This window comes from Acrocarpospora catenulata (genome assembly GCF_018476525.1).
GTDB classification, from domain to species: domain Bacteria; phylum Actinomycetota; class Actinomycetes; order Streptosporangiales; family Streptosporangiaceae; genus Acrocarpospora; species Acrocarpospora catenulata.
Map to the genome: position 1 here is coordinate 267,909 of NZ_JAHCST010000002.1, position 25,465 is coordinate 293,373.

General features: G+C 72.5%; 2 protein-coding genes. Both read right to left on the minus strand.

Annotated elements, in window-relative coordinates; all coding sequences use genetic code 11:
• The coding region (locus tag KIP79_RS46415) for a type I polyketide synthase (protein WP_250212577.1) at positions 1 to 16,071 on the minus strand (16,071 nt) is incomplete at its 3' end.
• Entirely contained in the window at positions 16,068 to 25,307 is a 9,240-nt protein-coding gene (locus KIP79_RS03095) for a type I polyketide synthase (protein ID WP_250212631.1), read from the minus strand. The genes KIP79_RS03095 and KIP79_RS46415, both read right to left, overlap by 4 nt.
• Positions 25,308 to 25,465 lie beyond the last annotated feature (158 nt).

Here is a 25,465-nt window from a genome sequence, read left to right on the forward strand (position 1 = left end):
GCTCTGGTGGAGGTCGAGGTCGACCAGCACGAACCGGCCCGGGTGCTCGGCCTCGGCGGCACGTACGAGCCCCCACGTCGTCGCCGCCGCCACGTCATCCCCGTCCACCGCGCCCTGGGTGAGGAACGCCAGCCGCGAATCGGCGAACCGTTCATCGGCGAGCCAGGATCGCACCAGGTCCAGCACGGACGACGCCACACTGTGCGCGGCCACCGGCACCCCACCGGCCCCACCCGTGGCCACCGGCACCCCACCGGCCCCACCCGTGGCCACCGGCACCCCACCGGCCCCACCCGTGGCCACCGGCACCCCACCGGCCCCACCCGTGGCCACCGGCACCCCACCGGCCCCGCCTGTGGCCACTGGGACCAGCACCGTGCGCGGCATGGGAGCACCGCCCTCGCAGGCCTCTCCCAGCGACCGCAGATCGGCGCCTGTCGTGACGGGACCACCCATGACCTCGGCAAGAGCCTCGGCGAGCCGCCACTCGTCCGGACCCACCACCGCCAGAGTGCCCGGCGCAACCGCGGGCACCGGCGAAGCCGGGGCGGCCGCCGGGGCCCAGTCCAGCCGGAACAGGCTGTCCCTGCCGATCGCTCGCGAGCCCGCGGCCAGCTCGTCCGGCTGGACGCGCAGTGCCACCGACGTGATCGAGGCCGTGGGACCTCCCGCACCGGCGATCGCGATCGACATCGCATCCGGTCCGGCCCAGGACATCCGCACCCGCACCGCTGAGGCCCCCGCCGCGTGCAGGGACACGCCCTCCCATGCGAAGGGCACCTTGCGCCTGGCCTCCTGGCTCTGGTCGAGGAACAGGCACAGATGCAGCACCGCGTCCAGCAGCGCCGGATGCATGCCGAACGACCCTGCCTCAGCCGCGTCCTGCTCAGGGAGGCCGATCTCGGCGTACACGTCCGAGCCGCATCGCCACACTGCGGCCAAGCCGCGGAACGCCGGCCCGTAGTCGAAACCGTCCGCCGCCCGCCCCTCGTAGAAGCCGTCCAGCGAGACCGGCTCCGCGCCGGCCGGCGGCCACACCGTCGTGTCGAATGGGGCATCGGGGGCCGGCGCCTCGACCGCCAGATGGCCGCCGGCATGCCGTGTCCACGGCCGCTCTTGCTCATCTTCCGGCCGCGCGTACACGCTCACCGGCCGGCGTCCCCTTTCGTCAGGGCCGCCCAGCCGCACCTGCACCTGGACGCCGCCGTGTTCGGGCAGCGTCAACGGCGCGGCAATGGTCAGATCGTCCACCCGGGCGCAGCCGACCTCGTCACCGGCTCGGATCGCCAGCTCAAGGAACGCCGTCGCCGGCACCACCACCCGGCCCGACACCATGTGATCGGCCAGCCACGGATGCGACCGCGTCGACAACCGGCCGGTGAAGAGCACCTCGTCGCCGCCGGCCAGCTCAACGGCCGCTCCCAGCATGGGGTGACCCGGCGCTCCGAGCCCGGCGGCGGTGACATCCCCGGCAGCAGCGAGCGACGGCCTCGGCCAGTACCGCCGACGTTGGAAGGCGTAGGTGGGCAGCTCCACCTGGCGGGCGCCCGGGAACATGGCCCGCCAATCGAGCGGCACCCCATGCACATGCAACTCGGCCAGCGCCGTCATCACCGCGCTCTGCTCATCCCGATCCCTGCGCAGCACCGGCACCAGCACCGCGCCGAGCTCCGCCGCCCCCGCCTCAGCATCGCGCGCCAAGCCCGCCAGTCCATCGCCACCCGCGACCCCACCCGCGCCCGCGTTCGCCTCGATCTCCGCGGCAAGGGTGTCCTGCGCCATCGCGGTCAGCACCCCATCGGGGCCCAACTCCAGATAGGCCCGTATGCCCTGAGTCTGGAGCGTGCGGACGCCGTCGGCAAAGCGGACCGCGCCGCGGACCTGGTCCACCCAGTAGCCCGGCGAGCACAACTGCTCGGCCGTGGCCGCCTGGCCGGTCAGGGTGGAGACGATCGGAATCTGCGGCGGGTTGTAGCTGAGCCTGCTCGCCAGCGTGCGGAAGTCTTCCAGCATTGGGTCCATCAACGGCGAGTGGAACGCGTGCGAGACCCGCAGCCGCCGCGTTCTGACCCCCTGGGATTCCAGCGCGGCGGCCACCTCAAGCACCGCCTCCTCGACCCCGGAGACCACCAGCGAGGCAGGACCGTTCACCGCCGCGACCGACACCTCATGCTCACGCCCGGCCAGCAGGTCGGCAACCTGCTCCTCGGACGCCTGGACCGCGACCATCGCCCCGCCCGCAGGCAGCGCCTGCATCAACCGCGCCCGGGCCGCCACCAGCGCACACGCGTCACTCAGTGAGAGCACCCCGGCCACGTGAGCCGCCGTGATCTCACCGATCGAGTGCCCGGCCAGCACATCCGGCCGCACACCCCACGAGGACACCAACCGGAACAGAGCGGTCTCCACCGCGAACAACGCCGGCTGCGCCCACCCCGTCTGATCCAGCGCGTCTGCTTCGGGCGTGCCCGGCTCGGCGAACAGGACCTCGCGCAGCGAACAGCCCCGGGGACCCTCTGCCCGCTCGCCCGAAACGCTGTCCGGCTCCCGATCAACCCCCTCCAACAGCGGCTCCAGCTCCGCGATCACCTCATCCAACGCCTGCGCGAACACCGGGAACCGGTCATACAGCTCCCGGCCCATTCCCGCCCGCTGGCTGCCCTGACCGGTGAACAGCACCGCCAGCTGCGGCTCCGCTCCGGCCACCCCGCGCACCACACCCGCACCCGGCCGGTCCTCCGCCAGCGCGCCCAGCCCGGCCAGCAGACCATCACGGTCCCCGGCCAGCACCACAGCCCGATGCTCGAACACCGACCGCGTCACAGCCAGCGAGAACCCCACATCGGCCAGACCCAGACCAGCAGCACCCTCCAGATGGGCGGCCAGCCGCCCGGCCTGCGCCCGCAACGCCCCAGCCGACCGACCCGACACCACCACCGGAACCAGCCCCGGAACCAGCCCCGGAACCAGCCCCGGGTCCACCACCGGCTCCGCCGCGACACCCGCCACCGGCACCATCCCGGCACCCGGCACCAGCTCCGCACCCGGACCCCGGTCAACAACCCGGTCCCCAGCACGAGCCCCAGTACCCGGTGCCCAATCCCCAGCACGAGCCTCGGTCCGACTTTCCGGAACCTCCGGCCCCTGCTCAATGATCACGTGGGCGTTGGTGCCGCTGATCCCGAACGACGACACAGCCGCCCGGCGCGGACGACCGGCCTGCGGCCACTCCACTGGCTCGGTCACCAGCTCGACCGCGCCCTCGTTCCAGTCCACGTGCGAGGACGGCGCGTTCACGTGCAACGTGCGCGGCACCACACCCTCGCGCATCGCCATGACCATCTTGATCACACCGGCGACACCTGCGGCGGCCTGGGTGTGACCGATGTTCGACTTGATCGACCCAAGAAGCAGCGGCCGGTCCTGCGGCCGGTCCTGACCGTAGGTGGCCAGCAGGGCCTGGGCCTCGATCGGGTCGCCCAGCGTCGTACCCGTACCGTGGCCTTCGACCGCATCCACCTCGGACGCCGACAAACCGGCACCGGCCAGCGCCTGACGGATCACCCGACGCTGCGAAGGACCGTTCGGCGCGGTCAACCCGTTTGACGCACCATCCTGATTGACCGCCGAACCACGCACCACCGCCAGCACCGGATGACCGTTACGGCGCGCGTCCGACAGCCGCTCCAGCACCAGCACACCCACGCCCTCCGACCAGCCGACCCCGTCGGCGCTGTCGGAGAACGCCTTGCATCGCCCGTCCACCGACAGGCCACGCTGCCGGGCGAACCCGATGAAGGTGTTCGGGGTCGACATCACCGTGGCCCCGCCCGCCAGCGCCAGCGAGCAATCGCCCGCGCGCAGCGCCTGCGCCGCCAGATGCAGCGCCACCAGCGACGACGAGCAGGCCGTGTCCACGGTTACCGCCGGGCCTTCCAGGCCGAGGGTGTAGGACACCCGGCCGGAGGCGACGCTCGGCGCGGTCCCGGTTCCTTCGTAACCCTCGACCGCGTCGCGTCCGCCAAGCCCCTCGACCACCTCGCCAGCCGCGGCTTGATGCACCCGGCCGGCGGCGTTGCCCAGGGTCAGGCCGTAGTCGTTGTACATCACCCCGGTGAACACACCGGTCTGGCTGCCCCGCAACGACCCCGGCTCGATCCCCGCCCGCTCGACCGCCTCCCACGACACCTCCAGCAGCAGCCGCTGCTGCGGGTCGACCGCCAGCGCCTCCCGCGGCGAGATCCCGAAGAACCCCGCGTCGAACTCATCGGCGTCGTGCAGGAATCCGCCGTGCCGGGTGTACGACGTCCCCACCCGGCCAGGATCCGGATCGTAAATACCTTCCAGATCCCAGCCGCGGTTGGTCGGGAAACCAGTGATCGCGTCAGTCTCCCCGACCACCAGCCGCCACAGATCCTCCGGAGAGGCGACCCCACCCGGATACCGGCACGCCATCCCCACGATCACAACCGGGTCGTCCGCCACCGAACGCACCACAGGCGACAGCACAGCCGAACCGGCCTGCTCACCCAGCAACTCGCCCAGCAGGAACTCCGCCAGCACGACCGGCGTCGGGTAGTCGAACACCAACGTCGCCGGCAACCGCAACCCCGTCACCGCACCCAGCCGGTTACGCAACTCCACCGCCGTGAGCGAGTCAAAACCCAGCTCACGGAACTCATGCCGCGCTTGGACGGCGTCCGCCGACGCGTGCCCCAGCACCGCCGCGACCTGCGCACGCACCAGGTCCAGCACAAACCGCACCCGATCGGCCTGTCCCATGCCGGCCAGCCGCCCACCCAGCGACCCATCACCCGTCACGGGCGCCAACGCCGATGCCGACGCCGCCGACCGGCGAACCCCCCGCGCCAACCCGCGCAACAGATGCGGCACCTCACCGCCTACCCGCGCCACGGCCGCCGCATCCAACCGTGCCGCCACCACTGCCGCACGACCCACCACACCCGCCGCGTCGAACAGGGCCAACCCCTGCTCGACCGCCAAGGCCGATATCCCCGCCCGCGTCATACGCCGAAGATCGACCTCAGCCAGTCCCTCCGTCATCCCCGCGTCCTTCGCCCACGGACCCCAGGCAAGCGACAACCCCGCCAGCCCCAAAGCACGCCGATGCTCAGCCAGCGCATCCAAGAACGCGTTCGCCGCCGCGTAGTTGCCCTGACCCGGCCCGCCGAACGTCCCCGCCACCGACGAGAACACGACAAACTCGGCCAGATCCAGGTCCCGGGTCAGCTCGTGCAGATGCCAGGCGGCATCCACCTTCGGCCGCAGCACCGCATCCACACGCTCCGCCGTCAACGACGGGATCGTGCCGTCGGCCAGTACACCGGCGGTGTGAATGACCGCCGTCAGCGGATGAGCGGGATCCACCCCGGCCACCAACGCAGCCACCTGATCCCGATCCGCCACATCGCACGCCGCGATCTCCACCTCGGCGCCGTGCGCGATCAGCTCGGCCCGCAACTCCAGCGCACCCGGGGCATCGGCCCCCCGGCGGCTGGTCAGCAGCAGACGCCGAACCCCACGCTCGGCCACCACATGCCGCGCGAACAGCGCGCCCAGACCACCGGTGCCACCGGTGATCAGCACTGTCCCTTCCGGGTCCCACGAGCGGACACCGCCCTCACCAAGGGCCTCGCCAAGATCAGAGCGGGGTGTCACCCGCGCCAGGCGGGGAACCAGCACCCCACCGCCGCGCACCGCCACCTGCGGCTCACCCGAGGCCAGCACCCCGGCCAGCACCGCAGGCGATATCAGCGGTGAAACCGTGGACAACCCCGCCAGCGACGAGAACGACTCCCCGCCCACACCCAACGGCTCCCCGGCCACACCCATTGGCGCCAACCGGCCCAGATCCCCGCCATCGTCACCGCCATCACGGCAGTCGACCGCACCAACATCGACCAGCACGAACCGGCCCGGATTCTCCGACTGCGCACTACGGACCAGACCCCACACGGCCGCAGCCGCCAGATCGGTGACCGCCTCACCCTCACCCACCGCGACCGCGCCCCGAGTCACCACGACCAGACGCGAATCAGCGAACCGGTCATCGGCCAGCCACCCCTGCACCACTTCCAGCACCCGGACGGTCAGCGCATGCGACGACTCCACCACCCCATCGGCCTGGTCGGAGACGACCTCCGTCAGCACCACACCAGGCACCGGCCCCTCCAGGACCGACAGGTCCGCGTGAACCGGCAGCACCAGCCCATCGCGCTCACCGCTCGGGCCCGCCAGCGCTGCGCCAAGCACGCCCGCGCCGAGCATGTCCGAACCGAGCATGTCCGAACCGAGCATGTCCGAACCGAGTACGTCCGAACCGAGTACGTCCGAACCGAGTACGTCCGAGCCGAGCACCGCCACCGGCGTCGCCTCAGGCACCGCAAGCTCTGTCAGCGGCGTCCATTCCACCCCGAACAGTGGGTCCCGCCCCATCGCGCGATCACTGGAGGCGAGGGCGAACTGATCGGCTGAGACCGGCCGCAGCACCATCGATTGCGTCGACAGCACCATTTCCCCGGCGGCATCCACCGCGGTCACCGAAACCGAATCATCGCCCGTCCTGGCCAGCCGGACCCGCAACAGCGACGCCCCACCCGCGTGCAAGGACACCCCACCCCACGAGAACGGCAACAACACGCCCCCGGAATCGCCCGGCCGCCAATCCCCCAGCCCGGCAAACGGCACCACATGCAACGCCGCATCCAGCAACGCCGGGTGCACCCCGAACAGCCCCGCATCAGCCACCTGCTCCGGCAGCACGACCTCCGCGAACACCTCACCAGCCGCACCCCGCCAGGCCGCCCGCAGCCCCTGGAACACCGGACCGTAGCCGAACCCGTCCGCGGCCAGGTCCTCGTACAACCCGTCCAGCTCGATCGCGGTCGCGCCCCGCGGCGGCCAGACCTCGGCATCGAACGACACGGCTTCCGGAGAACCGGACGCGAGCGTCCCGGTCGCGTACCGCACCCACTGCACATCCTCACCGGCCTCCGCCGACCGCGCATAGATGTTCACGCTCCGGTGGCCCGACTCTTCCGGCGCACCTACCGACACCTGCACCGCGACCGCGTCGTCCGCGCCCAGCACCAGCGGCGCGACCAGCATCAGCTCCTCGATCCGGTCGCAGCCGACCTGATCACCCGCACGGATCGCCAACTCCAGGAACCCGGTACCCGGGAAGATCACCGTGCCGGACATCACATGATCGGCCAGCCACGGATGCGACCTCACCGACAGACGCCCGGTCAACAGCACACCGTCGGAGTCGGCCAGGCCCACCGCCGCACCCAGCAGCGGATGGCTCGCAGCGGTCAGCCCCAACCCTCGGGCATCCCCAGCCGAAGCGGGGTTCGGCCAGTACCACCGACGTTGGAAGGCGTAGGTGGGCAGCTCCACCTGGCGCGCGCCCGGGAACATGGCCCGCCAGTCGAGCGGCACCCCATGCACATGCAACTCGGCCAGCGCCGACATCACCGCGCTCTGCTCATCCCGATCCCTGCGCAGCACCGGCACCAGCACCGCACCCAGCTCCGCCGCCACCCCAGCATCGCGCGCCAAGCCCGCCAGCCCATCGCCACCCGCGACCCCACCCGCGCCCGCGTTCGCCTCGATCTCCGCTGCAAGGGTCTCCTGCGCCATCGCGGTCAGCACCCCATCGGGGCCCAACTCCAGATACGCGCGTACGCCCTGCGCGTGCAACGTGCGGACGCCGTCGGCGAAGCGGACCGCGCCACGGACCTGATTCACCCAGTAATCCGGCGAGCACAACTGCTCAGCTGTGGCCTGCTCCCCGGTAAAAGTGGACACGATCGGAATGCGCGGCGGGTCGTAGGTGAGCGTCCCGGCCAGGGCGCGGAAGTCCTCCAGCATCGGGTCCATCAACGGCGAATGGAACGCGTGCGACACCCGCAGCCGCCGCGTCCTGACCCCCTGGGACTCCAGCGCGGCGGCCACCTCAAGCACCGCCTCCTCGACACCGGAGATCACCAGCGAGGCAGGACCGTTCACAGCCGCGACCGACACCTCATGCTCACGCCCCGCCAGCAGGCCGACGACCTGGTCCTCGGACGCCTGGACCGCCACCATCGCCCCGCCCGCAGGAAGCGCCTGCATCAACCGCGCCCGGGCCGCCACCAGAGCACACGCATCGCTCAGCGACAACACCCCGGCCACATACGCCGCCGTGATCTCCCCGATCGAATGACCCGCCAGCACATCCGGCCGGACCCCCCACGACTCCACCAGCCGGAACAACGCCGTCTCCACCGCGAACAACGCCGGCTGCGCCCACCCGGTCCGATCGAGCAACCCTGCCAGCTCACCACCCGGCTCGGCGAAGATCACCTCACGCAGCGAACAGCCCCGGGGACCCTCTGCCCGCTCGCCCGAAACGCTGTCCGGCTCCCGATCAACCCCCTCCAACAGCGGCTCCAGCTCCGCGAGCACCTCATCCAACGCCTGCGCGAACACCGGGAACCGGTCATACAACTCCCGGCCCATCCCCGCCCGCTGGCTGCCCTGACCGGTGAACAGCACCGCCAGCTGCGGCTCCGCCCCGGCCACCCCGCGCACCACACCCGCACCCGGCAGATCCTCGGCCAGCGCGCCCAGCCCGGCCAGCGCGCTCTCGCGGTCGCTCGCCAGCACCACAGCCCGATGCTCGAACACCGACCGAGTCACAGCCAGCGAGAACCCCACATCGGCCAGACCCAGACCAGCAGCACCCTCCAGATGGGCGACCAGCCGCCCAGCCTGCGCCCGCAACGCCCCAGCCGACCGACCCGACACCACCACCGGAACCAGCCCCGGAACCAGCCCCGGATCCACCGCTGGCTCCACCGCGACACCCGCCACCGGCACCACCCCGGCACCCGGCACCAGCCCCGCACCCGGCACCAGCTCCGCACCCGGCACCAGCTCCGCACCCGGACCCCGGTCAACAGCCCGGTCCTCAGCACGAGCCCCAGTACCGGGTGCCCAGTCCCCAGCACGAGCCCCAGTACCGGGTGCCCAGTCCCCAGCACGAGCCCCAGTACCGGGTGCCCAGTCCCCAGCACGAGCCCCAGTACCCGGTGCCCAGTCCCCAGCACGAGCCTCGGTCCGACTTTCCGGAACCTCCGGCCCCTGCTCGATGATCACGTGGGCGTTGGTGCCGCTGATCCCGAACGACGACACAGCCGCCCGGCGCGGCCGACCGGCCTGCGGCCACTCCACCGGCTCGGTCACCAGCTCGACCGCGCCCTCGCTCCAGTCCACGTGCGAGGACGGCGCGTCCACATGCAACGTGCGCGGCACCACACCCTCGCGCATCGCCATGACCATCTTGATCACACCGGCGACACCCGCGGCGGCCTGGGTGTGACCGATGTTCGACTTGATCGACCCAAGAAGCAGCGGCCGGTCCTCCGGCCGGTCCTGCCCATAGGTCGCCAGCAGAGCCTGGGCCTCGATCGGGTCACCCAGCGTCGTCCCCGTACCGTGACCTTCCACCACGTCCACATCAGCGGGAGCCAGCCCGGCACCGGCCAGCGCCTGCCGGATCACCCGACGCTGCGAAGGACCATTCGGCGCGGTCAACCCGTTGGACGCACCATCCTGATTGACCGCAGAACCCCGCACCACCGCCAGCACCTGATGCCCATTGCGGCGTGCGTCCGACAACCGTTCCAGCACCAGCACACCCACACCCTCCGACCAGGCCACCCCGTCGGCGCTGTCGGAGAACGCCTTGCACCTGCCGTCGGCTGCCAGTCCGCCCTGGGCGCTGAAGTCAATGAAGGAGGTTGGCGTGGCCATCACGGTCACGCCACCGGCCAGCGCCAGCGAGCACTCACCCGAGCGCAGCGCCTGCGCCGCAAGGTGCAACGCCACCAGCGACGACGAGCAGGCCGTGTCCACTGTTACCGCCGGACCCTCCAGGCCGAGGGTGTAGGACAAGCGGCCGCTCACGACGCTGCCGGCGCTACCGATGGCGGAGAAAGTCATCACGTCCGGTGGGAATGACACACTGTTCGCGTAGTCGTGGTACATCACGCCGGCGAAGACACCGGTATGGCTGCCGCGTAAGGAGGTCGGGTCGATCCCGGCCCGCTCGATCGCCTCCCAAGTGGTCTCCAGGAGGAGGCGCTGCTGCGGGTCCATCGCCAGCGCCTCACGGGGCGAGATGCCGAAGAAGCCGGGGTCGAACTCCCCTGCCTCATGCAGGAAACCACCCTCACGCACGTAGCTGGTGCCCCGGCTCTCCCGATCCGGGTTGTACAACGCCCGCAGATCCCACCCACGATTCGTCGGGAAACCAGTGATCGCGTCGGTCTCCTCAACCACCAGCCGCCACAGATCCTCCGGAGAGGCGACCCCACCCGGATACCGGCACGCCATCCCCACGATCACGATCGGGTCGTCCGCCACCGAACGCACCACAGGCGACAGCACAGTCGAACCGGCCTGCTCGCCCAGCAGCTCGCCCAGCAAGTACTCCGCCAGCACGACCGGTGTCGGGTAGTCGAACACCAGCGTCGCCGGCAACCGCAACCCCGTCACCGCACCCAGCCGGTTACGCAACTCCACCGCCGTGAGCGAGTCAAAACCCAGCTCACGGAACTCGAGCCGCACATCCACGCCATCCGGCGAGGCATGCCCCAGCACTGCGGCTACTTGGCTGCGGACGAGCTCAACCACCAAACGAACTCCGTCAGCCTCCCCCAAACCGGCCAACCGTCCAGCCAGCGACCCCTCGCCTGCCGCCGCCAACGCCGCCGACCGGCGAACTCCCCGCACCAATCCCCGCAACAGATGCGGCACCTCGCCGCCTGCCCGCGCCACGGCGGACAAGTCCAACCGCGCCGTCACCAGCGCCGCACGACCCACCGCACCAGCCGCGTCGAACAACCCCAGGCCTTGCTCGGCCGTCAAGGCCAGAATCCCCGCCCGCGCAATCCTGTGCATATCGGCCTGGCCCAGGGTGCCCGTCATCCCCGCGTCCTGCGCCCACGGACCCCAGGCAAGCGACAACCCCGCCAGCCCCACAGCACGCCGATGCTCAGCCAGCGCATCCAAGAACGCGTTCGCCGCCGCGTAGTTGCCCTGACCCGCCCCGCCGAACGTCCCCGCCACCGACGAGAACACGACGAACTCGGCCAGATCCAGGTCCCGGGTCAGCTCGTGCAGATGCCAGGCGGCATCCACCTTCGGCCGCAACACCGCGTCCAGCCGCTCCGCCGTCAACGACGGGATCGTGCCGTCGGCCAGCACGCCAGCGGTGTGAATCACCGCAGTGAGCGGATGCCCGGCCGGGACCTGAGCCAGCAACGCCGCGACCTGGTCCCGGTCTGCCACATCACACGCGGCGATCGAAACCTCCACGCCATGCGCGATCAGCTCCGCCTGCAACTCCACCGCACCCGGAGCGTCCAACCCCCGGCGGCTGGCCAGCAGCAGACGCCGAACCCCACGTTCGGCCACCACGTGCCGCGCCAGCAACCCACCCAGACCACCGGTACCACCGGTGATCAGCACCGTCCCCTCCGGGTCCCAGGAGCGAACGACATCACCACCAACGCCACCAGGGGCACGACGCGCTCCACCCAGGTCAGCGCCACGGTCAGCGCCACGGTCAGCGCCACGGTCAGCGCCACGGTCAGCGCCACGGTCAGCGCCACGGTCAGCGCCACGGTCAGCGCCACGGTCAGAGGCGGTGGTTACCCGCGCCAGCCGAGGCACCCACACCTCGCCGCCGCGGATCGCCGCCTGTGGCTCGCCTGACGCCAATACCTCACCCATCGCTTCGGGCAGCATTCCCGGCAACGCCGACAGCGAGGATCTGTCATCCACGTCCACCAGCACGAACCGGCCGGGATGCTCAGACTGCGCGCTCCGCACCAGACCCCACACCGCTGCCGCCGCGAGATCAGTCGCGGCCTCGCCGTCATCGGCCGCCACCGCACCCGTGGTCACGAACACCAAACGGGAACCCTGACACCGGGCGTCAGCCAGCCACGCCTGCACCAACCCCAGCACCTGGGCGGTCAACTCGTGAACCGACCCCACCACGTCCCCGGCCGCGTGCCCGCGCTGCCGGTGGGCCAGGGCGAGCCCGGCCGGATCCGTGACCGCCTGCGTCAGCACCACCCCGGGTACCGGCCCTGCCTCCAGCAGCGACGGCAGATCCAGATGGAACGGAACCGAATCCCCGCCCGGCCGCCACGCCGCGATGACACCCAACGCCCCGAAACCCAGCACCGCCGGCGGCATCCCATCGGCCGCCCCACCTGCTGCCGCGCTCTCCGGCAGCGGCGTCCATTCCACGCGGAACAGCGCATCCCGCTCTAGCGCCCGACTACCGGCGACCGGCAGATCACCAGCCGACAACGGCCGCAGCACCATCGACCGCGCCGACAGCACCATCTCCCCCGCGGCATCCACCGCGGTCACCGAAACCGAATCATCGCCCGTCCTGGCCAACCGGACCCGCAACAGCGACGCCCCACCCGCATGCAAGGACACCCCACCCCACGAGAACGGCAACAACACGCCCCCGGAACCGCCCGGCCGCCAATCCCCCAGCCCGGCAAACGGCACCACATGCAACGCCGCATCCAGCAACGCCGGATGCACCCCGAACAACCCCGCATCAACCACCTGCTCCGGCAGCACGACCTCCGCGAACACCTCCCCGTCCGCACCCCGCCACGCCGACCGCAGCCCCTGGAACACCGGACCGTAACCCAACCCACCCCCGGCCAGCCGGTCATACAACCCATCCAGCTCGATCACGGACGCACCCCGCGGCGGCCACACCGCCGTGTCGAACGGCTCCCAGGTCTGGCCACCGGGTGCCAGCACACCGATCGCATGCCGTACCCACGGCTCCTCGGCCGCAGCCTCCGCCTGCCGGGCGTAGACGCCCAGTTCACGCCGACCCGACTCATCCGGCGCCGCCACCCACACCTGCACCGCCACCGCGTCCCGCTCACCCAGCACCAACGGCGCGGTCAAGGTCAGCTCCTCGACCACATCACAGCCGACCTGATCACCTACCTGGATCGCCAGCTCCAGGAACCCGGTGCCCGGGAACACCACCGTCCCGCCCACCACGTGATCGGCCAGCCATGGATGCGACCTGAGCGAGATACGACCGGTCAGCAGCACCCCATCCAAACCGGCCAGCCCAACAGCGGCCCCCAGAAGCGGGTGCTGGGCAGCCGTCAGCCCCGCCCTAGTCAGGTCTCCCACTCGCGAGCCCGCGCCATCAGGCCAGAAACGCCGACGTTGGAAGGCGTATGTGGGCAGCTCCACCTGGCGCGCGCCCGGGAACATCGCACGCCAATCGAGCGACACCCCACGCACATGCAACTCGGCCAGCGCCGACATCACCGCGCTCTGCTCATCCCGATCCCTGCGCAACACCGGCACCAGCACCATGTCCGAGTCACGCGCACCGGCGTCCGAGTCGGCGATCGCGGCAAGGGTCTCCTGCGCCATGGCGGTCAGGACACCATCGGGACCAAGCTCCAGATACGCCCGCACACCCTGCGCATGCAACACACCGACACCTTCGGCGAAGCGGACCGCGCCGCGTACCTGGTCCACCCAGTAGCCCGGCGAGCACACCTGCTCGGTCGTGGCCGCCTGGCCGGTCAGGGTCGACACGATGGGGATCTGCGGCGGGTTGTAGGTGAGCCTGCTCGCCAGCGTGCGGAAGTCTTCCAGCATCGGATCCATCAACGGCGAGTGGAACGCGTGCGAGACCCGCAGCCGCCGCGTTCTGACCCCCTGGGATTCCAGTGCGGCGGCGACCTCAAGGACCGCCTCCTCGACACCGGAGATCACCAGCGAGGCAGGACCGTTGACCGCCGCGATCGACACCTCATTCGAACGCCCGGCCAGCAGGTCGGCGACCTGGTCCTCTGGCGCCTGGACCGCGACCATCGCCCCACCCGCGGGCAGCGCCTGCATCAACCGCGCCCGAGCGGCCACCAATGCACATGCATCACCCAGCGACAACACCCCGGCCACATGCGCCGCCGCGATCTCCCCGACCGAGTGGCCCGCCAGCATGTCCGGACGCACACCCCAGGACTCGACCAGCCGGAACAGGGCGGTCTCCACCGCGAACAACGCCGGCTGCGCCCACCCCGTCTGATCCAGCAGCCCGGCCTGGTCGTCGAACAGCACCTCGCGCAACGAACGACCCAGCCCGGCCGGCTCAAGCGAAGGCTCCAGCTCAGCGATCACCTCGTCCAACGCCTCCGCGAACACCGGGAACCGGTCGTACAACTCCCGGCCCATCCCTGCCCGCTGGCTCCCCTGACCGGTGAACAACACCGCAAGCCTCGGCTCCGCCCCGGCCATTCCGCGCACCACACCGGCGCCCGGCCGGTCCTCGGCAACGGCCCGCAGTCCGGCCAGCGCACCCTCGCGATCCTCGGCGACCACCACCGCCCGGTGCTCGAACGCCGACCGCGTCGTCACCAGCGAGAACCCCACATCGGCCAGCCCGACATCAGGCACACCATTCAGGTACGACGCCAGCCGCCCGGCCTGCACACGCAACGCCTGATCGGTCCGGCCCGAGACCAGCAGCGGCACCGACAACCCGGGCGCCGGGTCCTCGGATGCCACGTCCGCGACCTCCGCGGATTCCTCGATCGGCTCCTGCTCGATGATCACGTGGGCGTTGGTGCCGCTGATCCCGAACGACGACACGGCGGCCCTGCGCGGGTGGTCGGTCTCCGGCCACTCCACCCGCTCGGTCACCAGCTCGACCGCACCCTCACTCCAGTCCACATGCGAGGACGGCGCATCCACATGCAACGTGCGCGGCACCACACCCTCGCGCATCGCCATGACCATCTTGATCACACCGGCGACACCCGCAGCCGCCTGGCTGTGACCGATGTTCGACTTGATCGACCCAAGAAGCAGCGGCCGGTCCTCCGGCCGATCCTGCCCATAGGTCGCCAGCAGAGCCTGCGCCTCGATCGGGTCACCCAGCGACGTCCCGGTGCCGTGCGCCTCGACCACGTCGACATCCGCGTAGGACAACCCCGCCCCGACCAGCGCCTGCCGGATCACCCGCTGCTGCGACGGACCATTGGGCGCCGTCAGGCCGTTGGAGGCGCCATCCTGGTTGACCGCGCTGCCCCGCAGCACCGCGAGTACCGGGTGGCCCAGCCGCCGCGCGTCCGACAGCCGCTCCAGCACCAGGACGCCGACGCCCTCCGCCCAGACCGTGCCGTCAGCCGCCGCCGCGAACGACTTGCACCGGCCGTCCGGCGCCAGGCCCCGCTGCCTGCTGAACTCCACGAACATGCCGGGGTTGGACATCACCGTGACGCCGCCGGCCAGGGCCAGGGAGCACTCCCCGGACAGCAGGGCACGGGCCGCCTGGTGCAATGCGACCAGGGACGAGGAACACGCGGTGTCCACGGTGACCGCGGGCCCCTCCAGGCCCAGCGTGTAAGCCACCCGCCCGGACACGACGCTGGCGGTGGTGCCGGTCAGCAGGTGCCCCTCGAATCCCTCGGGGGCGGCGTGGAGCGGGGCGACGTAGTCCTGCGCGATCGCTCCGACGAACACACCGGTACGGCTGCCGCGCAGGGAGCGCGGGTCGACCCCGGCCCGCTCCACCGCCTCCCACGACGTCTCCAGCAACAACCGCTGCTGCGGATCCATCGCCAGCGCCTCACGCGGCGAGATCCCGAAGAACCCCGCGTCGAACCCCGCCGCGTCCGCCAGGAACCCGCCCACCCGTAGGTAGCTCTTCCCGGCCCGATCCGGGTCGGGGTCGTACAGGCTGTCCACGTCCCAGCCCCGATCGGCCGGGAAGTCGCCGATCGCGTCGCGCTCGCCGGCCACCAGTTCCCACAGGTCCTCCGGCGAGGTCACTCCGCCCGGGTAGCGGCAGGCCATGCCGACGACGGCGATGGGCTCCCGGTCGCGCTCCTCCAGGTCGCGCAGGCGCTTGCGCGTCTCGTGCAGCTCGACGGTCACCCGCCTCAGGTATTCGACGACCTGCTCGTTGTCCGTCATCCGCGCGTCCCCCGTCATCCGAGTTCCTCGTCGATAAAGCTGAGCAGTTCGGCCACCGAGGCCGTCTGGAGCCGCCCGGAGACCCCGCCGTCGCCGTTGGCCGGCGGTGGCGGCGCGGCCCAGGCCGCCACCTGGTCCGACAGGAGCTTCAGGCGGGCGGCGACGCCGACGCGGAGTCCGCCGTCGGCGGGCGCGGCGGCCAGGGCGGCGGCGAGGCGGTCCAGGTCGGCCAGGACGCCCCCGTCGGGCTCGGGTGCGTCGGGCGTCAGCTCGGCGATCAGGTGCCGGGCCAGGGCCGCGGGCGTCGGGTGGTTGAACAGCAGGGCGGCGGGCAGGCGCAGGCCGGTGGCGGCGCAGAGCTGGTTGCGCAGCTCGACCGAGGTGAGCGAGTCGAAGCCCAGGTCCTTGAACGACGCGTCCGCCTCGACGGCGCCCGCGGCGTCGTGCCCGAGCACGGCCGCGGACTGGGCACTGATCAGCTCCAGCACCGTGCGGGTGCGGGCGCCGGGGTCGAGCGCGGCCAGCCGCTCGGCGAGCGGCAGGCCGGCGGCGCGGCCGGGCGACGGCGGCCGGGCGGCGACCGGGGGGACCGGGGGGACCGTGGGGACCAGGGCGCGCAGGATCGGCGCCGCGTCCGGCCCCGCGGCGCGCACGGCGGCGAGGTCGAGGCGGGCGGGCACGGCCACCGGCTCGTCCAGGGCCAGGACCCGGTCGAACAGGGCGAGCCCGTCTGGGACGGACAGCGGCGACAGGCCCGAGCGGGCCATCCGGGAGCGGTCGGCGTCGCCGAGCGCGGTGGTCATGCCCTCGGTCCACGGTCCCCAGGCCAGGGCGGTCGCGGACAGCCCCTGCGCGCGCCGGTGCCGGGCCAGGGCCTCCAGGAAGGCGTTGGCCGCCGCGTACGCGGCCTGGCCCGCGCCGCCGAGCGTGGCCATCACCGAGGAGTACAGCACGAGGGCGGGCGCGTCCGCGCCGCGCGTGGCGCGATGCAGGTTGAGCGCGCCGTCCACCTTGGGGCGGAGCACGGCGTCCAGGCGCTCGGCGGTGAGCCCGGTGACGGTGGCGTCGTCCAGCACGGCGGCGGCGTGAACGACGACGGCCGGCCGGTGCTCGGCCAGGAGCGCCTCGACGGCGCCGGCGTCGGCGACATCGCAGGCCGCGACGGTGATCCTCGGGCCGAGGCCGGATACCTCCCGGCCGCCGCGCCCGGCCAGCACCACCCGGCCCACGTCGTGGCGGTCGATCAGGTGCCGGGCGAGCGCCCGGCCGAGCGCTCCGGTGCCGCCGGTGATCAGGACCGTGTCACGGGGGCCGGGCCGGACGGGCATGGTGAGCGCGGCCTTGCCGACGTGCCGGGCCTGGCTCAGGTGCCGGAACGCGTCGGGGGCGCGGCGCAGGTCCCAGGTGGCCACGGGCAGCGGGGCCAGCTCGCCACGCTCGAACAACGCCAGCACCTCGCGCAGCAGGCGGCCGAGGTGGCCGGGGTCCAGGTCCAGCAGGTCGAAGGCCTGGTAGCGCAGGTGCGGGTACCGGTGGGGGTCGCGGATGTCGGTCTTGCCCATCTCCACGAACCGGCCGCCGGGGCGCAGCAGCCGCAGCGAGGCGTCCACCAGTTCGCCGGCGAGGGAGTTGAGCACCACGTCCACGTCCCGGCCGCCGAAGTGTTGCTCGAACTCGCCGGTGCGCGAGGAGGCCAGGTTCTTGCCGGGCACGCCCAGGGCGCGCACCTGGTCCCACTTGCCGGGGCTCGCGGTGGCGAGCACGTCCGCGCCGAGGTGCCGGGCGATCTGGACCGCGGCCATGCCGACGCCGCCCGCCGCCGAGTGGATCAGCACGGTCTCCCCCGCGCGCAGCCCGGCCAGTTCCACGAGCGCGTGGTAGGCGGTGAGGAAGGCGATGGGCGTGGTGGCGGCCCGCGCGTACGACCAGCCGTCCGGGATGGGGGCGAGCGCGCGCTCCTCGGCCACCGCGGTGGTGGCGAAGGCGTGGGAGAACACGCCCAGTACCCGGTCGCCAGGGGCGTACGCGGTCACGCCGGGGCCGGTCTCGGCGACCACGCCCGCCCCTTCCAGACCCAGGGTGCCGCCGCCGGGGTAGAGGCCGAGCGTGAGCATCACGTCGCGGAAGTTGACCCCGGCCGCGCGAACGTCCACGCGCACCTGGCCGGGGGCGAGCGGCGCGCCGGGATCGGCGACGAGGGACAGGCCGTCCAGGGTGCCGCCCCCGTCCGAGACGAGCCGCCAGTGCGCGGCCCCGCCGGGCGGGAGCAGGTGGCGGGAGGGACGGGCGAGCCGGGGCGCGCGGGCCGTCCCCGCGCGCAGCGCGAGCTGAGGTTCCCCGGTCGCCACGGCGGCGGCGAGCGCGCGCTCGGACGCCTCGTGGCCGTCGCTGTCCACCAGGACGATCCTGCCTGGGTGCTCGGTCTGGGCCGAGCGCGCCAGGCCCCACACGGCCGCCGCCGCGGGGTCGGCCGGGTGCTCGCGGTCGTCCACGGCCACGGCGCCGCCGGTCACCAGCACCAGGGGCCGCTCATCGGCGCCTTCCACGGCGTCGCGGACCAGGGCCAGGCCCCGGTGCGTGATCTCGCGCACGGACGCGACCGTCGGCTCGTCCTCGCCGGTGGCCAAGCGCACGATCCGGGGCGCAGGCGCCTCGCCGGGCGGCAGCGGCAGCTCGGGCCAGTCCACGGTGAACATCGAGTCGGCGGGCACGCCGGACGACGCGGCGGGGCGCAGCACCAGCGAGCCGATCGCCGCGACCGGGCGCCCATGCCCGTCGGCCAGCACGACCGAGACGGCCCCGGCGCCCGCGGACGTGACCTCGACGCGCAACTCGCGCGCACCCGCGTGGTGCAGCGACACGTCCTCGAAGGCGAAGGGCACCACGGGCTCCCCAGAATCGCCGGTGGCGAGCACCGCCGCGTGCAGCGCGGCGTCCAGCAGGGCCGGGTGCAGGCCGAACCCGGACCCGCCCAGACCGGCGGGCAGCGCCGCCTCGGCGTGCGCGGCCCCGCCGTCGAGGGTGACGGCGCGCAGGCCGCGAAAGGCCGGGCCGTAGTCGTAGCCGCGCGCGGCGAGCCTGCGGTACGCCTCCGCCGCGACGATCCCGGACGCCACCTCGGGCTGGACCTGCCACTCCGGGGCGGCAGGCTCGGCCGGGGCGAGCGTCCCGGTGGCGTGCCTGGTCCATGGGGCGTCCTGGTCGTGCCGGGCATAGCAGGCGATGCGGCGCCGGCCGTCGGCGTCGGCCGGACCCACGGCGAGCTGGATCGCCGGTTCGCCGTCGCCGGGGAGCGGAAGGGGCGCCTCCAGGGTGAGCTCGGCCACGCGCGGGCAGCCGAGCCGGCCTCCCGCGTACAGGGCCGACTCCAGCAGGGCGGCGCCCGGCAGCAGCGCCGCGCCGCCCACCACGTGGTCGGCCAGCCAGGGGTGGTCCCGGAGCGAGAGCGTGCCGGTGAACAGGGTCTCGCCGGTGGCGGCGGACGGCACGGGATCGCCGAGGAAGGGGTGCGCGTCCGCCGCGCCGCCGGGCGCCAGCCAGTAGCGCCGCCGCTGGAACGCGTAGGTCGGCAGGTCCACGCGGCGAGCGGCCGGGAACAGCCGCGTCCAGCGCACCGGCATGCCGTGCACGTAGAGCCGGGCGGCGGCGGCGAGCGCCGCGGCTTCCTCGCCGCGGTCCTTGCGCAGGATGGGGAAGGCAGCCGGGCCCGGCGGCTCGCCGGAATCCTGGCCGGCCGAGAGGTTCTGGTGGACGAGTGCCGTCAACCCGCCGTCCGGGCCGAGTTCCAGGAACGTCTTGGCCCCCGCCGAGGCGGCAGCTTGCACCGCCGCGGCGAAACGCACCGGGCGCACGACGTGGTCCACCCAGTACTCCGGCGAGCACAGGTACGCGGCGTCCACCGGCTCGCCGGTCACGGTGGAGATGATCGGCATGCTCGGCTCGTGGAAGGTCAGCCCCTCGACGACCTTCCGGAACTCCGCCAGCATCGGCTCCATCAGCGGCGAGTGGAACGCGTGGCTCACCCGCAGGCGGGTGGCCTTGCCGAAGTGCGCGGCGGTGCGCAGGACGGCGTCCTCGTCCCCGGCGATCACGACGGAGGACGGCCCGTTCACTGCGGCGATGACGGCTCCGTCCGCCAGCAGCGGCTCGACCTCCGCCTCACCGGCTAAGACCGACACCATCGCCCCGCCCGCCGGCAGGCGCTGCATCAGGCGGCCCCGGGCCGCGACCAGCGTGCAGGCGTCGTCCAGGGAGAGCACACCAGCCACGTGGGCGGCGGCGATCTCGCCGATCGAGTGGCCCACCAACAGGTCCGGCGTCACGCCCCAGGACTCCAGCAGGCGGAAGAGCGCGACCTCGATCGCGAAAAGCGCCGGCTGGGCGAACTCGGTGCGGTCCAGCAGTCCCGAGTCGGCACCGAACATCACCTCACGCGGTGACTGCTCCAGCCCCGCGAAAACCTCGTCCAACGCGCGGGCGAAGACGGGGAACCGGGCGGCGAGCTCGCGGCCCATCCCGATCCGCTGCGCGCCCTGCCCCGCGAACAGCACCGCCAGCGCGCCCGGCGGCCCGGCGACACCGCGTGCCGCCTCGGTCACACCGTCATCGGTGGCCAGGAGCACCGCCCGGTGGGCGAATTCCGAGCGTGCCGTCACCAGCGAGTAGCCGACGTCGGCCGGATCGGCTCCGCTCTCGGCCAGGTACGACGTCAGCCGGTCGATCTGGGCCGCGAGCGCCGCCTCGCTCTTGCCGGTGACCACCCAGGGCACCACGGCGGGAGCCGGAGAGGAGACATGCTCGGGATCGGGGGCCGGAGCCTGCTCGATGATCACGTGCGCGTTGGTGCCGCTGATCCCGAACGACGAAACACCCGCCCGGCGCGGCCGACCGGCCTCCGGCCACGCCACCGCCTCGGTCACCAGCTCCACCGCCCCGGCCGACCAGTCGACCCGGGACGTGCGAGCATCGACGTGCAACGTCTGCGGCACGATCCCCCGCCGCATGGCCTGCACCATCTTGATCACGCCCGCGACCCCCGCGGCCGCCTGGCTGTGACCGATGTTCGACTTGATGGACCCCAGCAGCAGCGGCCGGTCCCGGTCCTGCCCGTACGTCTCGAGCAGGGCCTGGGCCTCGATCGGGTCGCCCAGGGTGGTGCCGGTGCCGTGCGCCTCCACCACGTCCACATCCGCCGGGGCAAGGCCGGCGCTGCGCAGAGCCTGTCGGATCACCCGCTGCTGGGAGGCCCCGCTGGGGGCGGTCAGGCCGTTGGAGGCGCCGTCGGAGTTCACCGCCGAGCCACGCAGAATCGCCAGCGGCTGATGGCCGTTGCGGCGGGCGTCCGACAGTCGTTCCAGGACCAGCACGCCCACGCCCTCGGCCCAGCCCGTGCCGTCGGCGGCGTCGGAGAAGGCCTTGCACCGCCCGTCCGGGGACAGACCGCCCTGCTTGGCGAACTCCAGGAAGATGCCCGGCGTCGACATGACGGTGACACCACCCGCCAGCGCCAGCGAGCACTCCCCCGACCGCAGCCCCTGCGCGGCCAGGTGCAGGCCGACCAGCGACGACGAGCACGCGGTGTCCACCGTGATCGCGGGACCCTCCAGGCCCAGGGTGTACGCGACCCGGCCGGACAGGATGCTGGGCGAGGTACCCGTCAGCGTGTAGCCTTCGGCGTCGCCGGACACCTCGTGCATCCGGGCGCCGTAGTCCTGCGCCATCGCGCCGAGATAGACACCGGTCCGGGTGCCGTGCAGCGACGACGGCGGGATCCCGGCCCGCTCCACCGCCTCCCAGGCCACCTCCAGCGCCAGCCGCTGCTGCGGCTCCATCGCCAGCGCCTCACGCGGCGAGATCCCGAAGAACGCGGCGTCGAAGTCGCCCGCGTCGTAGAGGAAGCCGCCGGGAAGATCTCCGGGGACGGCCCCCCTCCGCCAGCCACGGTCGGGGGGCATCGCCGACACGGCGTCCGCACCGGCGTCGACCAGCCGCCACAGGCTTTCCGGGGAGTCGATCCCGCCCGGGTAGCGGCAGGCCATTCCGATGATCGCGATGGGCTCGTCGGCGAGGAGGGTGGAAGCCACCGGTTCCGGGGGCGGGGGGTTCCCGGAACCGGTGGCGGCTGTGGACGTCAGAAAGGCGGCGAGCCTCGCCGGCGTGGGGTGGTCGAAGAGATTGTTCGCGGTCAGCGGCAGCCCGGCGGCCGAACTGAGCCGGGCCGTGAGCTCGACGAGCATCGCGGAGTCGAAACCGAGTGCCTTGAAGGGCAGGCCGAGTTCGACACCGTCGGGATCGTAGGTCCCGAGGACGGTCGCGCACGCGTCACGCACCACATCCAGCAGGTAGCCGGGCCGCTGAACAACGTCCGGCCCGCCATCGGCCGCCGCGGGCGGGTCGGCGCCGGGTCCCTCTTCGGCCGGCCCTGGCTCCGGGCCGGATCGGCGCGGCCCGGCCTCCTCCAGCCAGTGGCGGATCCGCTGGAACGCGTACGTCGGCAACTCGACCCGGGACGCGACGGGCAGGAACCTCTCCCCGCCGGCGTCCACCCCGTTCACGTGGAGTTCGGCGACCGAGGTGAGCACGCGGGAGATCCCGGCGTGGTTCCTCCGGAGCGTGCAGACGGCCACCGCCGGGCGGCCGGCGGCCTGGGCGACCTCGTGGACGCTCCCGACCAGCACCGGGTGCGAGCTCACCTCGATGAACGCGCCGAACCCGTCGGACAGCAACCGGCCGACCGCGCCCTGGAAGTCAACCGGCCGGCGCAGGTTGCGGTACCAGTAGTCACCGTCGAGTTCCGCGGTGTCCAGGGGGCCGCCGGTCACCGCCGAGTAGAAGGGGATCACCGAGCTGCGCGGCCGGATCGACGCCAGCATCGGTGCCAACCGCTGCTCGACCAGCTCGACCATGGCACAGTGCGAGGCGTAGTCGACCTTGACCCGGCGCATCCGCACCGTATCCGCCCATTCGGCCTTCATCTCGGCCAGCGCCTCATCGTCCCCGGACACCACCACGGAGGACGGACCGTTGACGACGGCGACGGACAGGCGGCCCTCCCAGCGTGCCAGCCGTTCGTCCAGGACCTCCCGGGGCAACCCCACGGAAACCATGCCGCCGTTGCCGGAGAGGACCTCGGCGACCAGCGCCGACCTGGCGGTCACGATCCGGGCGCCGTCTTCCAGTGACAGCGCGCCCACCACGCACGCGGCCGCGATCTCCCCCTGCGAGTGGCCCACCACCGCGCCCGGTTCCACGCCGTACGACCGCCACAACGCCGCCAGCGAGACCATGATCGCCCAAAGCACCGGCTGGATCACGTCGGCGCGTTCTCTGGGCGGGCTTCCTGGCTCCCCCCGGACGACGCTCGTCAGCGACCAGTCGACGAACGGGCTCAGCGCCGCCTCGCATTCGGCCATGGCGGCGGCGAACACCGGGGAGGAGTCGAGTAGTTCCACCCCCATCCCCGCCCACTGCGACCCTTGGCCGGGAAAGACGAAAACCTGCCGGCCGGGACGTCGCCAGCCGCGGGTCAGCGGCGCGGTGTGCTGGCCCAGCCCGAGGACCAGCCGCATCTGGTCCATGCGCTCCAGTTGGGTGGACAACACGCCCCCGGAACCGGAGTCGACGTCGGTCCTGCCGCGCACCAGTCCGGGAGCGGAGCGCCCTTCCGCCAGCGCGTCCAGCCCGCGGAGCAACTGCTCGCGTTCGTCCCCGACGACGACCGCTCGATGGAGCAGGCCGGCCCGTGTCGTCACCGAGGAGAAGGCCACGTCGCCGACGGAGAGGTCCTCCCGTTCCCTGACGTGGCGGGCGAGCCGGGCCGCCTGTGCCCGCAACGCGTTCTCGGTGTGGCCGGACACCGTCCAGAACACCGGTGGCGAGGTCTGCGGCCCTGGCTCGGGCCGCTCCAGAACGCTCCCGGTCGCGGGGCCCGGGGAGACGGGCTCCGGGGCGACGGGCTCCGGGGAGGTCAGCACGAGGTGGCAGTTGGTGCCGCCGAGGCCGAACGACGAGACGCCGGCGACGATCCGGCCGTCCTCACGACCGCCGCTGTCGCGCACCGGCCACGGCGTCGGCGACCCCACCACCCGCAGATTCCACTCGTCGAAGCGGATCGCGGGGTTCGGCTCCTCGAAGTTGAGGCTCGGCGGCAGCATGCGGTGCTTTACGACGAGCGCGGCCTTGAGCAGGCCGACGATCCCCGCGGCGCCTTCCAGGTGGCCGACGTTGGTCTTGGCCGATCCCACCCACAGGGGGTCGCCCGAGCGCTGCGAGCCGTAGACCGCGCCGAGAGCGGCGGCTTCGATGGGATCGCCCACTCTGGTGCCGGTACCGTGCAACTCCACGTATCCGACGCTCGCCGGGTCCACGCCGGCGCGCCGGCACGCCGCCCGCATCACCTGCTCCTGCGCCCGGGCGTTCGGCGTGGTGAGCGCGTCGCCGGGGCCGTCGTTGTTGACCGCGCTCCCCGCGATGACGCAGTACACGTGGTCGCCGTCCGCGAGAGCGTGCGACAACGGTTTGAGGAGGACGACGGCGCCGCCCTCGCCGCGGACGTAACCGTTCGCCCGCGCGTCGAAGGTGAAGCACCTGCCGTCCGGAGACAGCGCGCCGAGCTCTGCGGCCGCCATGGCGCTCTCCGCGGCGAGGTTGAGCTGGACGCCACCCGCGAGGGCCATGCTGGACTCGCCGCTGCGGATGCTCTCACAGGCGAGGTGCACCGCCACCAGCGACGACGACTGGCCGGTGTCCACGGCCATGCTCGGGCCCGTCAGCGCGAGGAAATGCGACACGCGGTTGGCGACGATGCTGCGGTTGACGCCCGTGAGCGAGTGATGACCGATTCCGGACGCCCCGGACTGGCGGCTCAGCAGCGCGTAGTCGTCGGCCATCACACCGATGAACACGCCGACGTCGGTGCCGCGGAAGTCGGTGGGCGCGATACGCGCGTCCTCCAGAGCCTCCCAGCCGAGTTCCAGCATCAGCCGTTGCTGGGGATCCATCGCGCGGGCCTCACGGGGCGAGATCGCGAAGAACCCGGCGTCGAACCGGTCGACCCCGTCCAGGAACGCGCCGTACGCGCTGGGGCCGAGTTCCGGGCCCGCGTTCCAACGGCCGGGCGGCACCGTGGACACGGCGCTCACGCCGTCGCTCAGCAGCCGCCAGAACTCCGACGGGCCGGGCGCGGAGGGCAGTCGGCAGGACACTCCGACGATCGCGATCGCATCGTCACTCGTGCCGGACCCACGACCAGGCATGAACTCGGATCGATTCACGCGCCGCTCTCCCCACACCGTTCGTCGTGCCGCCACGCGGAAACGCGGATTCACCGCCCGGCAAGGGTGCGCTCGAATCGCCGCGTCCCGGCTCCCGGCTTCAGCCGCGACAAACTATGCCGATCACCCGCTGCGCGTTT

Excerpts from the sequence above, each read along its gene's own strand:
- KIP79_RS03095 (WP_250212631.1), bottom strand. The coding sequence starts at position 25,307 with ATGCCTGGTCGTGGGTCCGGCACGAGTGACGATGCGATCGCGATCGTC.